Source organism: Mesorhizobium sp. URHB0026 (assembly GCF_054059755.1).
On sequence record NZ_JBSSCN010000001.1, the window covers coordinates 1,508,163 to 1,520,372 of the forward strand.

Annotated in this window: 12 protein-coding genes and 1 pseudogene; 8 read left to right on the forward strand and 5 right to left on the reverse strand. The window is 64.7% G+C overall.

All coding sequences use genetic code 11. From position 1 onward, the window contains the following. Positions 1–11: 11 nt before the first annotated feature. A complete protein-coding gene (locus tag ACVWWD_RS07670) occupies positions 12–1,796 on the forward strand; it encodes an NAD(P)/FAD-dependent oxidoreductase (protein WP_352553655.1) in 1,785 nt (594 codons plus the stop codon). Positions 1,797–1,953: 157 nt separating this feature from the next. Continuing rightward, complete coding sequence (locus tag ACVWWD_RS07675; protein ID WP_352553653.1) at positions 1,954–2,514, forward strand: CatB-related O-acetyltransferase; 561 nt, start codon at positions 1,954–1,956, stop codon at positions 2,512–2,514. Between the two features lie 14 nt (positions 2,515–2,528). Here the strand turns inward: ACVWWD_RS07675 and ACVWWD_RS07680 are convergent, their stop codons facing one another. Then, a complete protein-coding gene (locus ACVWWD_RS07680) occupies positions 2,529–3,764 on the reverse strand; it encodes an amidohydrolase/deacetylase family metallohydrolase (protein WP_457102985.1) in 1,236 nt (411 codons plus the stop codon). 33 nt (positions 3,765–3,797) lie between these two features. Beyond that, positions 3,798–4,163 (reverse strand): RidA family protein, encoded by a 366-nt coding sequence (locus tag ACVWWD_RS07685; RefSeq protein WP_023782057.1) that lies wholly within the window; start codon positions 4,161–4,163, stop codon positions 3,798–3,800. Positions 4,164–4,383: 220 nt separating this feature from the next. Between ACVWWD_RS07685 and ACVWWD_RS07690 the strand changes: the two genes are divergently transcribed. Further along, on the forward strand, positions 4,384–4,869 hold the full coding sequence (locus ACVWWD_RS07690) for a hypothetical protein (protein WP_140788985.1): 486 nt from the start codon (positions 4,384–4,386) through the stop codon (positions 4,867–4,869). A 72-nt stretch (positions 4,870–4,941) separates the two neighbouring features. On the opposite strand, the gene ACVWWD_RS07695 is transcribed toward ACVWWD_RS07690, so the two are convergent. Further along, a complete protein-coding gene (locus tag ACVWWD_RS07695) occupies positions 4,942–5,577 on the reverse strand; it encodes a methyltransferase family protein (protein ID WP_023782055.1) in 636 nt (211 codons plus the stop codon). 247 nt (positions 5,578–5,824) lie between these two features. On the opposite strand from ACVWWD_RS07695, the gene ACVWWD_RS07700 reads away from it, so the two are divergent. The 4 genes from ACVWWD_RS07700 (at position 5,825) to ACVWWD_RS07715 (ending at position 9,039) form a co-directional block, all read left to right on the forward strand. Continuing rightward, positions 5,825–6,082 (forward strand): hypothetical protein, encoded by a 258-nt coding sequence (locus ACVWWD_RS07700; RefSeq protein WP_352553902.1) that lies wholly within the window; start codon positions 5,825–5,827, stop codon positions 6,080–6,082. Between the two features lie 28 nt (positions 6,083–6,110). Then, positions 6,111–6,896: a COG4705 family protein gene (locus ACVWWD_RS07705; protein ID WP_352553900.1), complete on the forward strand. Its 786-nt coding sequence runs from the start codon at positions 6,111–6,113 to the stop codon at positions 6,894–6,896. 78 nt (positions 6,897–6,974) lie between these two features. Continuing rightward, positions 6,975–7,658, forward strand: coding sequence for a winged helix-turn-helix domain-containing protein (locus ACVWWD_RS07710; RefSeq protein WP_457102986.1), 684 nt, complete (start codon positions 6,975–6,977; stop codon positions 7,656–7,658). 10 nt (positions 7,659–7,668) lie between these two features. Continuing rightward, positions 7,669–9,039, forward strand: coding sequence for a sensor histidine kinase (locus ACVWWD_RS07715; RefSeq protein WP_457102987.1), 1,371 nt, complete (start codon positions 7,669–7,671; stop codon positions 9,037–9,039). Between the two features lie 43 nt (positions 9,040–9,082). On the opposite strand, the pseudogene ACVWWD_RS07720 reads toward ACVWWD_RS07715, so the two are convergent. Beyond that, positions 9,083–9,535 (reverse strand): annotated as a pseudogene (locus ACVWWD_RS07720) (Lrp/AsnC family transcriptional regulator); the annotation flags it as partial. 97 nt (positions 9,536–9,632) lie between these two features. Here ACVWWD_RS07720 and ACVWWD_RS07725 point away from each other — a divergent pair. After that, entirely contained in the window at positions 9,633–10,736 is a 1,104-nt protein-coding gene (locus ACVWWD_RS07725) for a saccharopine dehydrogenase family protein (protein ID WP_352548879.1), read from the forward strand. A gap of 52 nt (positions 10,737–10,788) precedes the next feature. Here ACVWWD_RS07725 and lpdA read toward each other — a convergent pair whose 3' ends face one another. Further along, positions 10,789–12,186 carry a dihydrolipoyl dehydrogenase gene (lpdA, locus tag ACVWWD_RS07730; protein ID WP_352548880.1) on the reverse strand — a complete coding sequence of 466 codons (1,398 nt, stop codon included), beginning with the start codon at positions 12,184–12,186 and terminating at the stop codon, positions 10,789–10,791. Positions 12,187–12,210: the final 24 nt, after the last annotated feature.

Sequence of the window (12,210 nt, forward strand, 5' to 3'; positions counted from 1 at the left end):
AGAGGGAAGAAATGCTCGAAATGGCACCGACGAAACAGGCAGCCGCATGGCTCGCATCCCTGGCGCAAGCGCTCGAAGCCGGCGATGTTCCCGCCGCAAGCAACCTGTTCGTCGACGATTGCTATTGGCGCGACCTGCTGACCTTCACCTGGAACGTCACGACGATGGAAGGCCGCGAGGCCATCGCCGACATGCTGAAAGCGACGCTGGCGACGACCAAGCCTGCCGCGTGGCGGCTCACCGGCGAGGCGACCTCGGATGACGGCACCATCGAGGCCTGGTTCACATTCGAAACGGCGGCGGCCACGGGCGAAGGCATTATGCGGCTGCGCGACGGCCGCTGCCGTACCCTGTTCACGGCGATGACCGACTTGAAAGGGTTCGAGGAGCGCAAGGGCGCGGCGCGGCCGCTGGGCGTGCGCCACAAGGCGGACCCGGAACGCGAGACCTGGTCGGAAGCGCGGGCGCGCGAGGCGCGCGAACTCGGCGTAACGGAGCAGCCCTATTGCCTGGTCATCGGCGGCGGCCAGGGCGGCATCATGCTCGGCGCACGGCTGCGGCAGCTCGGCGTGCCCAGCATCGTCATCGAGAAGAACGCACGGCCGGGCGATTCCTGGCGCAACCGCTACCGCACGCTCGTGCTGCACGATCCGGTCTGGTACGACCATCTGCCCTACATTCCATTCCCCGACAATTGGCCCGTCTTTACGCCCAAGGACAAGATGGGCGACTGGCTGGAAATGTACACGCGCGTCATGGAGCTGAATTACTGGGTCGCCACCAGATGCCTTAGCGCCAGCTTCGACGAGGCGGAGAAGGAATGGACCGTTGTGGTCGACCGCGTCGGGCAGCGCATCACGCTGAAGCCGAAGCACATCGTCTTCGCCACCGGCGCCTACGGTCCGCCGCGCAAGATCGACCTGCCGGGTTCCGACCAGTTCAAGGGCGAGCTGCTGCACTCCAGCCAGTATGCCAGCGGCGAGAAACTCCGCGGCAAGAAAGTCGCCGTCATCGGCGCGGCCAGTTCCGGCCACGACGTCTGCGTCGACCTCTGGGAGAGCGGCGCCGACGTCACGATGATCCAGCGTTCGCCGACCACCGTGGTCAAGTCGGACACGCTGATGCAGGTCGGTTTCGAGATATTCTCCGAAGACGCGCTGAGGCGCGGCATCACCACCGAGAAGGCCGACATGATCGTTGCCTCGACGCCGTTCGCGCTGGTGCCCAAGGGCCAGCGCGCGCTCTACGACGTCATCCGCGTGCGCGACGCCGAATTCTACGAGCGTCTCGCCGCCTCCGGCTTCGCGCTCGATTTCGGCGACGACGAAACCGGCCTGCTGATGAAGGCCTACCGCACCGGCTCCGGCTACTACATCGACGTCGGCGCCTCGGACCTGATCATCGACGGCAAGGTCGGTATCCGCGGCGGCGTCGCGATAGAATCGCTGACGGCGAAAGGCATCCTGTTCGAGGACGGCAGCGAGCTCGAGGCCGACGCCATCATCGCCTGCACCGGCTACCAGTCGATGAACGAAAACGTGGCGGCGCTCGTCTCGCGCGAGGTCGCCGACAAGGTCGGACCCTGCTGGGGCCTCGGCTCCGGCGTCAAGGGCGACCCCGGCCCCTGGCAAGGCGAATTGCGCAACATGTGGAAGCCGACGGCGCAGGAAGCACTGTGGTTCCACGGCGGCAACCTGGCGCTGTCGCGTTTTTACTCGAAATACGTGGCGCTGCAGATCAAGGCGCGGATGGAGGGTGTCGGGACGCCAGTCTACGGGAAGCCGAGCAATTCCTGACCGGGTAACGCAAGTAGCGGTGGGCACGTACTCGAAATTGCTTGCGAACTTTTCAGATAGGGTGAGTAGTCGCCCCTGTATGCCTGGCAATTCTGGGGGGAAGCCGGTGGGACTGTTGAGAGGGCTTCGCATAAAGCTGGGACTGAAGAAGGACCCGTTGCCGCCACTGCCAGGCGTCGAGATCGGTCGTCATACTTACGGCCTCAACAAGGAATCGTTCTTCAGTCCGCACAAGAACGTGCCGGTTCGCATAGGTTCGTTCTGCTCGATTGGCCCGGGTGTTCTGTTCATCTGCGCGGCGAAGCATCGCCTCGACGCCGTGACCACCTATCCGATCCAGTTTGCGAACGGAAAAATCCGGAATGCGCCCGGCGACGAGGGCAACGGACCCATCACGGTCGGCCACGATGTCTGGATTGGCGCTCGCGGCATCATCCTTGGGGGTGTCACGATCGGCAATGGCGCTGTGCTGGGCGCCGGCAGCATCGTCACCAGGGACGTCCCGCCCTATGCCATCGCGGTCGGCAATCCCGCTCGTATCATCCGGTACAGATTCGCGCCTGAAATTATTGAGCGTTTGCAGTCGTCGCAATGGTGGAACTGGAGTGACGATCTTATCCGCGAGCGCGTCGAGCTTTTGACGACAGTAGGCGCCGAGAGTTTCGTCAACGCAGTGGATGCGGCGTACCCGTCCGATAGTCCTTCGACCGCTCACTGACTAACCGGCCTGGCTCAATCGTGGCTGTGGCCAAAGTGCCGGGCTGCGATATCGACATGGGTGTGCCGGGCATGCGCCTCGAAACCTTCGGTCTCGCCGACATCGTTTGCCGCCTCGTTCGGCCACCATGTGCCGCCGATGACGATGCCTTCCGACACCAGCCGCTGGTCGGTGACCAGCAATGCGCCGATCGCATCGACGAAGGTGAAGCGGCCCGACCGCTGGCGAAGCACGGCGACATCGCCGACGGTGCCGACCGCCAGCGTGCCGAGATCCGGCCTTGCGATCGCCCGCGCCGGCCCTTGCGTCGCCGCCCGCAGAACCTCGACCAGCGGCATGCCGAGGGCCATCAGCTTCGACATGCAGACCAGTATGTCGAAGGCCGGCCCGTCGACGCAGTAGAGATGCACGTCGCTCGAGATGACGTCGGGCGCCAACCCTTCGGCCAGCATGGCGCGGGCGACCTCGAAGTCGAACGAACCCATGCCATGGCCGAGATCGAAGATAACGCCGCGCTCGCGCGCCAGCCGCATGTCGGGCCGCACCATGCCGGAGGCGAACACCGGCGCATTGGGGAAGGGCCGAAAACAATGTGTGAGGATGTCGCCCCGGCGCAGGCGCGGCAGCACTTCGGAGCGGCCGGGCGGCGGCTCGTCTATATGCGCCATCAGCGGCAGGCCGGCCTTGTCGGCGGCCTCCAGCGCCAGATCCACCGGCGCGATGCCGCTTGTGCCGCCGGCATGCTTGCCGGACCGCACCTTGACGCCGACGACGACGTCGGCGTGCTCGCGCACCGCCGCCACCACCTCGCGCGGCTCGCAGAGACGGAGATCGCTGCATTCGCCGACCGACACCGTCTGCGAGAAGCCGAAGATGCCGGCAAAGGAAATGTTGACATAGGCCAGGATGCGCACCTTCGAACGCTCCATGACATGGCGGCGGAAGCCGAGGAAATTGCCCGCGCCCGCGCTGCCGGCGTCGATGAAAGTGGTGGTGCCGCTCTTGGCGGCGAGCCTGTCGGCGTCGACACCGAGCGAAGTGCCGCCCCAGTAGACGTGGCTGTGCAGGTCGACCAGACCGGGCGCCACGATGCAACCCGTGGCGTCGATCACCTGGGCGGCGCTGGTCGCTGGAATGTCGGCGTCGATCGTGGCGACCCGGCCATTGGCGATGGCGACATCGCGCGGCACATCGACGCCGGCCGCCGGGTCGATCAGCCGTCCGCCCTTCACCAGGAGGTCGAATTGCATTTGTTGGAACCTCCGATTGGCCCAATTATCGTTTCAAGCCGGTCTGTAGGCGACGGCCTCGACTTCGATCTTGATGTCGATCATCAGCCGCGATTCGACCGTGGTGCGTGCCGGCGGATTTTTCGGGAAATGCCTGGCATAGACCGCGTTGAAAGCGCCGAAGTCGCGCGCGTCCTCGAGCCAGACGGTGGTCTTGACCACGTCGTCCAGGGTGCAGCCGGCGAGCGCCAATGCGGCCTTCACATTGGCGAGCACCTGCTCGGTCTGCTCCGTGATGCCGCCCTTGACCACGATGCCGTCGCCGCCAACCGGAACCTGGCCCGAGACAAAGACAAAATCGCCGGCCCGCACGGCGGGCGACAGCGGCACATGGGACGTTCCGAAAGTCTGCTTGGGCAAGGGACGGCCTCCTCCGATGACATGGCCGGACACCGAGGTGGCGGCTTTGGGACGAGATTTACCGCGATCGCGGCGTTCCCGATAGAGGCCCTTGTTGGAAAGCAACATTGTTCGAAATCCGTGTTGCTTTATTACAGAAGCGCTTGCATCGTGCGCGTTTGCCGGACGGGCTCGACGCCACGACGGATAGACGCCCTTGCGAAACCGGAGATCCTCGACAATGACCTTCGACAAGAACCCGTTCCCTTCCGGCGACGCCGACCGTCACGCGCTGTGGGAGATGCTGGTGCGGCGCGACATCGATGCCTTCATCGGCCAGGACTGGGCCATGGTCGAAAACGATTTCATCGCCGAAAGCTTCTTCGGCATGCATGCGCATTTCCTGGCCAATGCCGATGCCTGGCGGCTGCAATTCCCGCGGCTGGAGATTTACCGCGACGAGTGGCTGCGCCAGGCAAAGGAAACGGCGGCGACCAAATTCGCCGAGCCGCTGCGCGAGGCGCTGTTTCGCGTCACCAATCTGCGCGACATCGATGTCGACGGCGACCGCGCCGTGCTGCACAAGAAGTTCGACGGCAGCGTCGCCAAGGCGGATGGCAGCGTCGATCGGCTGAAGTGGCAGACATTGTACTTCTGCCGAAAGGTTGGCGCGAGCTGGAAGATAGCCGGCTTCGTCGGCTACATGCCTTATCCGCTGGGAAGCTAGTTTCGATTCCCATGAACGACGATCGACATTCGTGATGGCCGATCAGCCGCGCAAATTCCCGTGGCGAACTGCTCAGTACAGCGTGATGAAGGCCGGGAACAGCACGCCTGTCTCCCTGAAATACTCGATCAGCTCGATGGCCGGGAAGATGGCGAGGAAATAGAGCCCGTCGAAAAAGGTGCGCCTCAGTGCCCGGGTCGAGAACTGCAGCTCGTCATTGTCGTGGTAGAGTAGCGGGTTTGGCCAGAACCGGGGCGTCGCCTTGATGTAAGCGCCATAGACCGGGCCGAACTTGCCCAGGAGATATTCCGCCTCCTTGCGCGCCGTGACGCGGAAGATCAGGAAGCTGGCGGCGCCGAGCGCGGCGGCGGCCACCAGCGAGCCGTAGAGCAGGCCGATGCCGACCGCGCCGACCGTCGAGAAGAAGTAGAGCGGGTTCTGGCTCATCGAGAATGGTCCCGTCGAGACCAGCTCTTCATTTTTCTTGCCGCCGACATACAGGATGCTCCACAGCCGGCCGGCGACGCAGGCGAGCACCAGGCAGAAGCCGAAGAATTCGAGCGTTTCGTGGCCGTTGGAGCCTTCGCTGAGCGCCGGTTTGGTCAGGAAGAGCAGCAGCACCGCCAGCGCCGCCGCGACCCGGATGAATATCAGCCGCTTGCGCTGGTCGAAAGCCTGTGAAACCGGCTTGAGGGAAGCGTAGGTCATTTTCGTGTTTTCCTGGGCACTGGTGCAGGCCCGGCCATTGGGGCACGCCATTGATGGCGGATACAAGGCGCTTATCCTCTATCAGCGCATCGCGAGGCATTCGTAAAGGCCTTTTGCGTCGGCCACCGCATCCTTACGAATTTGTATGGCGCCGGACAGGCTGGTGAGAAGTCACTTCCCTATGGTTGGAATACCGGCCCGCCACCTCGGCGGCCGGCTTCGACCAGGTCAGGGAAAGGATGCTTTCATGAGAAAATTTGCACTTGCCGTCGCAGTGGGGACCCTCGCCGTCTCGGCGTCGATTTCCTCCGTTTTCGCGGCCACCGCGCCTTGCGAGGAGACGTTGAAGACCCTTCGCGCCGCCGAGGCGACAGCCAAGCTGAGCGCCGGCGACAAGGGCAAAGTTTCGGAACTGGAGACCAAGGGCATCGAGCGCTGCAATGCCGACGACGACAAGCGCGCCGACGACTTCTTCGCCCAGGCCATGAAGGTCATGGGCAAGTAACCTGACCCGGCCATCGAGGACATCAGCCATGCTCGCACCCCACACACACCCGAGCCGAAACAGGGTGCCGGACGTCACCCTCGACTTCTGGCTGGTCAAGCTGATGGCGGTGACCATGGGCGAGACGGCGGCCGACTATCTCGCCGTCAACCTCGGCCTCGGCCTGACCGTCACCTCGCTGATCATGACCGGCGTGCTGATCGTCGCCCTCGCCCTGCAATTCGCGCAAAAACGTTACGTGCCCTGGGCCTACTGGCTGGCGGTGGTGCTGATCAGCGTCGTCGGCACGCTGGTCACCGATAATCTCGTCGACAATTTCGGCGTGCGCCTGCAGACCACCACGATTGCCTTCTCGGTGATGCTGGCGGCGACATTCGCGGTCTGGTACGCGAGCGAACGGACGCTCTCGATCCACACCATCTTCACCACCAGGCGCGAAATCTTCTACTGGCTGGCGATCCTGTTCACCTTCTCGCTCGGCACCGCCGCCGGCGACCTCGTCGCCGAGACCTTCGACCTGGGCTATCTGACCACGGGGCTGCTGTTCGGCGGCGTCATCGCGCTCATCGCGCTTGCCTGGTATCTCTTCCATCTGGACGCCATCCTGGCGTTCTGGCTCGCCTATATACTCACGCGTCCGCTTGGCGCCTCTTTCGGCGATTGGCTGTCACAGCCGGCCGAATATGGCGGCCTCGGTTTCGGCACCATTTTCACCAGCCTGATCTTCCTCGGCTGCATCATCGCGCTCGTTCTCTACATGACGCTGAAGACCACCCCCGACGATGCCGACGAGATTCTGCTGGAATCGGACTGAGCCGCCGGCGCGACCATCCTAGGAACGAACCCGAGCCGGTGATAGCCTGTCGCCGATACCGGCAGCCAGGGAACAGCGATGCGGCTACTTCTCGTCGAGGACGACCACAGGACGGCGGACTATATCGTGCGCGGCCTGACCGAGGCCGGCCATGTCTGCGACCTCCTGCGCAATGGCCATGACGGGCTTTTCGCCGCGACCAGCGGCGGCTACGACGTGATCGTCGCCGACCGGATGATCCCGGGCCTCGACGGTCTTTCGATGGTCAAGGCTGTCCGCGCCGCCGGCGTGCGCACGCCGGCGATCTTCCTCACTTCGGTCGGCGGCATAGACGACCGCGTCGAGGGGCTCGAGGCCGGCGGCGACGACTATCTGGTCAAGCCCTTCGCCTTTTCCGAGCTGCTTGCCCGCATCAACGCGCTCGGCCGACGGCCGGCCGCGCAGGAACAGAAGACCGTTCTGCGGGTCGCCGACCTCGAAATGGACCTCATCATGCGGCGCGTCGTCAGGCAGGGCCACCCAATTGACCTGCAGCCGAGGGAGTTCAGCCTGCTCGAGGTGCTGATGCGCGGCGAGGGCCGCGTCATCACCCGCACCATGCTGCTGGAACGCGTCTGGGATTTCCATTTCGATCCCAAGACCAGTGTCGTCGAAACCCATATCAGCCGATTGCGGACCAAGGTCGACAAGCCGTTCGGCACCCAGCTCATCCACACCATCCGCAACACCGGCTACACCCTGCACGCGCCGCTCTCCCAGTGATCGCGACCCGATGACCGCGACCCGGACCCGCCTGCTGCGCAGCACGCCATTCCGGCTTGCCCTGACGTTCGCCTTCCTGTTCATGCTGGCCTTCGTGCTGTCCGGCGCCATCGTCTACCAGATGATGAGCGCCGACCTTGCCGAGCAGCTCGACGACACCATCAGCGAGACCTTTGCCGTCATCGCCGCGACCTATGCCGACAAGGATCTCAGGGAGTTGGTGGAGACGGTCGAAAACCACTCCGCGCGCAGCCCCAGGAAGGAGCAGCTCTATTCGCTGACCGACGCGGCCGGCAGCCGTATTGCCGGGAACTTCACCGCGGCCGGGCTTCCCGATGGTTTCTCGATGTTCGGCGCCGAAATGCCGGGCCTGCCGCCGGACACCGAATATCGCGCCTATTCCGGCTCGGTCGGCGCCAACACGCTGACCATCGCCTTCAGCCTCTCCGAGACCGAGGAACTGGAAACGATCATGCTGATGAGCTTCGGTTGGGCGACGCTGATCATCACCGGCCTGGCTGTCGCCGGCGGCGCCCTGCTCGCCTCGCGCGTCCAGCGCCGTCTCGACGGCATTGCCGCCACGATGGTCGACGTTTCGCATGGCCGCCTCGACACCCGCATCCCGCTGACCGGCAAGGACGACGACATCGACATCGTCTCCGGCCAGATCAACGCGGCGCTCGACCGCCTGTCGGCGCTGGTCGAGGGCATGAAGCAGGTCAGCGCCGACATCGCGCATGATTTGAAGACGCCGCTGAACCGCCTGCAGATGATCCTGGAGAGCGCCGCCGACAAGGCCGCACGACGCCAGGACGTCTCCGATGATCTGGCCGACGCGCGCGGCGAGGGCCATCAGATCAACGAGACCTTCGACGCGCTGCTGCGCATCGCGCAGATCGAGGCCGGCGCGCGCAAGGCGCGCTTCACCGATGTCGCTCTCGGCGAGATCCTCGAGACCATCGCCGAAATCTACGCCGGTGTGGCCGAGGACGACGGCAAGGTGCTGTCATCGGTCGAGCTGCGTCAGACCGCCGACCGCATCCATGGCGATCCGGAACTGCTGACGCAGATGTTCGCCAACCTGGTCGAGAATGCGCTGCGCCATTGCCCGCCCGGCACATCCATCCAACTCTCGGTGACGCGCCGGGACGACCGCGTGCTTGCTGGCGTCGCCGACAATGGCCCCGGCATTCCCGCCGACGAGCGCGAAAAAGTGTTTCAGCGTCTCTACCGGCTGGACCACAGCCGATCGACGCCAGGCAGCGGCCTCGGCCTCAGCCTAGTCAGGGCCATTGCCGACCTGCACGGCGCGACCATCGCGCTCGAGGACTGCCGGCCCGGGCTGGGCGTGGCGGTGAGTTTTCCCTTGGTGATGGATTAGCCGACAAATTACCGGTGCTGGCCAAACCAGCTTGAAAGTCCATTCAGCGGTCGATGCGCGTCGACAGGATGATCGACGACGATGTCCGCTCCACGCCCTCCATGGCGCCGATCTGGTCGAGCAGCGTGTCGAGGTCGCGGATCGACGGCGCGTCGACGATGACGATCATGTCGAAATTGCCGCTGACGGAGTGCAGCGTTCTGACCGGCGGCAGCGCCTGCAGGCTGCGCACCACCTTGTCAGCCAGCTTGGGCGTTACGGTGAGCAGCACATGCGCCCTGACCAGCCCCTGCTCATAGTCCGGCGCCAGCCGGGCGCCATAGCCGGTGATGATGCCGCGCTGCTCGAGCCGCTCGATTCGGCTTTGCACCGTAGTGCGCGACACGCCGAGCCGCCGCGCCAGTTCGGCCGTCGAGGCGCGCGCGTTGGCGCGCAGCAGCGAGAGCAGGGCCTGTTCGGCATCACTGAGCATTTCGACGAAATCCTTCGGCGGATCGGCAAAAGATTGGGTTCAGTTTGCAGAATTCCATGCTTCCTTTCGACAGGCAAGTTGCGATGATTTCCGCGAACACGGATCGCAGGGGAATTTGATCATGAACAAGATCGTTATCGTCGGGGCCGGCAAGATCGGCTCGACCATCGCCGAAATGCTTGCCGGGACGGGAGACTATCAGGTCACCCTCCTCGACCGCTCGGCGGCGCAGCTCGCCGCGGCGGAAGTCCCAGCCGGCGTGGAGACGCTGGAACTCGACATCGCGGCGCCCGGTGCGCTTGAAGCAGCGCTCGCCGGCAAGTTCGCGGTGCTGAGCGCCGCCCCCTTCCATCTCACCACGCGCATCGCCGAGGCGGCGGCAAGTGCTGGCGTGCACTATCTTGATCTCACCGAGGATGTCGTCTCGACGCGCCGCGTCAAGGAACTGGCGCGCGACGCCAAGAGCGCCTTCATCCCGCAATGCGGGTTGGCGCCCGGCTTCATCTCGATCGTCGCCAATGATCTCGCCAGCCGCTTCGACACGCTGGAAAGCGTGCGCATGCGCGTCGGCGCGCTGCCGCAATACCCGTCCAATGCGCTGAACTACAATCTGACCTGGAGCACCGACGGCGTCATCAACGAATATTGCGAGCCTTGCGAGGCGATCGTCGAGGGCGAGCTGGTCGAAGTGCCGCCGCTGGAGGAGCGCGAGGAGTTTTCGCTCGACGGTGTCACCTACGAGGCGTTCAACACCTCCGGCGGCCTCGGCACGCTGGCCGAGACGCTGAAGGGCAAGGTACGCACGCTGAACTACCGCACCATCCGCTATCCCGGCCACGCAGCGATCATGAAGGCGCTGCTCAACGACCTTGGCCTGCGTCATCGCCGCGACGTGCTGAAGGATATTTTCGAAAGCGCCCTGCCGGCGACGCTGCAGGACGTGGTCATCGTCTTCGTCACCGTCTCCGGCCGCAGGAACGGCCGTCTGCTGCAGGAGACCTACGCCAACAAGATCTATTCCCGGCGCATCGGTCAAGAGGTGCGCAGCGCCATCCAGATCACCACCGCGTCTGGCATCTGCGCCGTGCTCGACATGCTGGCGGACGGATCGCTGCCGGCGACCGGCTTCGTCAAGCAGGAGGACATCGCACTCGATGCCTTCCTCGCCAACCGCTTCGGCCGGGCCTATGCCCAGCATGACATGGTGAGCCGGCTTGCGGGATGAGCGGCGTAGGGGCGCCGCCGTATCCTTCCAAGGGGTAGGCCCCACCGCCCGCTCAAATATGCAGGGCGTGCCCGAGCGCCTTGAGCGCAGCTTCCTGGAATCCTTCGCCTTGCGTCGGATGGGCATGGATGGTGCCAGCGACATCTTCCAGTCGTGCCCCCATTTCCAGCGCCAGCCCAAACACCGCCGACAGTTCCGACACGCCCTGCCCGACCGCCTGGATGCCGAGCACCAGGTGATTGTCGGCGCGCGCCACGACGCGGACGAAGCCGTCTTCGCCGAGCTTCGTCATGGCGCGGCCATTGGCGGCGAAGGGAAACAGGCCGATCTTGATCTCGCCGCCCTGCGCCTTGGCCTCTTCGGGCGACAGACCCGCCGTCACCAGCTCGGGATCGGTAAAGCAGACGGCCGGGATCGAGCGCTTGTCCCAGCTGCGCTTGTGGCCGGCGACGATCTCCGCGACCATTTCGCCTTGTGCCATCGCCCGGTGCGCCAGCATCGGCTCGCCGGTGACGTCGCCGATGGCGAAGATGCCGCGCATCGAGGTCCGGCACTGGTCGTCGATACGGATGAACTTTCCGGCCCTGTCGAGATCGATCTGGTCGAGCCCCCAGCCTTCCGTCACCGGCTTGCGGCCGACCGTCACCAGCACCTTGTCCGCGGCGACCTTGGTGCTCTTGCCGTCCGATGTCTCGACCAGCAGGGCATCGCCGTCTGTCGATAGCCCTTTGGCCTTGGCGCCCAGCATCACCTCGACGCCGAGCGCGGCAAGCCGCTTGACGACAGGTCGGGTCAGCTCCGCGTCATACTGCGCCAGCACGCGCGGCAAGGCTTCAACCACGGTGACCCCGGAGCCCATCTTGGCGAAGGCCATGCCGAGTTCGAGCCCGATATAGCCGCCACCGACGACAGCGAGTTTCTTGGGAACCTCACTCAGGGCCAGCGCGTCCGTGGACGAGATCACAGGCCCGCCAAAGGGAAGAAAAGACAATTCGACCGGCGCCGAGCCGGTGGCGATCACGATCGTCTCGGCCCGGATCACCTGGCTTCCGGTCTCGGTCTCGACCTCGACGGTCTTGCCGTCGCGAAACCTCGCCCAGCCATGCACGGTCTTCACCCCGGCCTTCTTCAGCAGGCCGGCGACACCGCTGTTGAGCCGGCTGACGATGCCGTCCTTCCAGGCGATGGTCCTGGCCAGATCGAGCACCGGTGCGGTGACCGAAATACCGAGCGGGCTGTTGCCGCCGGCCATGTGCGACACCTTCTCGAATTCCTCCGCCGCGTGGATCAGCGCCTTGGACGGGATGCAGCCGACATTGAGGCAGGTGCCGCCGGGCTTCGCAGCCTCGACGATGACCGTATCGACGCCGAGCTGTCCCGCACGAATGGCGCAGACATAGCCGCCCGGACCGGCGCCGATGACGAGCAGCTTGCAGGAGATTTCCTTCATGTTGGCAGCGTCCTTCTGGTGAAA

What these genes read in the sequence shown, in the direction of transcription:
- ACVWWD_RS07670 (WP_352553655.1), top strand. Translation starts at nt 12, where the DNA reads ATGCTCGAAATGGCACCGACGAAACAGGCAGCCGCATGGCTCGCATCC.
- ACVWWD_RS07680 (WP_457102985.1), bottom strand. Translation starts at nt 3,764, where the DNA reads ATGCAATTCGACCTCCTGGTGAAGGGCGGACGGCTGATCGACCCGGCG.
- ACVWWD_RS07690 (WP_140788985.1), top strand. Translation starts at nt 4,384, where the DNA reads ATGACCTTCGACAAGAACCCGTTCCCTTCCGGCGACGCCGACCGTCAC.
- ACVWWD_RS07695 (WP_023782055.1), bottom strand. Translation starts at nt 5,577, where the DNA reads ATGACCTACGCTTCCCTCAAGCCGGTTTCACAGGCTTTCGACCAGCGC.
- ACVWWD_RS07700 (WP_352553902.1), top strand. Translation starts at nt 5,825, where the DNA reads ATGAGAAAATTTGCACTTGCCGTCGCAGTGGGGACCCTCGCCGTCTCG.
- ACVWWD_RS07705 (WP_352553900.1), top strand. Translation starts at nt 6,111, where the DNA reads ATGCTCGCACCCCACACACACCCGAGCCGAAACAGGGTGCCGGACGTC.
- ACVWWD_RS07710 (WP_457102986.1), top strand. Translation starts at nt 6,975, where the DNA reads ATGCGGCTACTTCTCGTCGAGGACGACCACAGGACGGCGGACTATATC.
- ACVWWD_RS07715 (WP_457102987.1), top strand. Translation starts at nt 7,669, where the DNA reads ATGACCGCGACCCGGACCCGCCTGCTGCGCAGCACGCCATTCCGGCTT.
- ACVWWD_RS07725 (WP_352548879.1), top strand. Translation starts at nt 9,633, where the DNA reads ATGAACAAGATCGTTATCGTCGGGGCCGGCAAGATCGGCTCGACCATC.
- lpdA (WP_352548880.1), bottom strand. Translation starts at nt 12,186, where the DNA reads ATGAAGGAAATCTCCTGCAAGCTGCTCGTCATCGGCGCCGGTCCGGGC.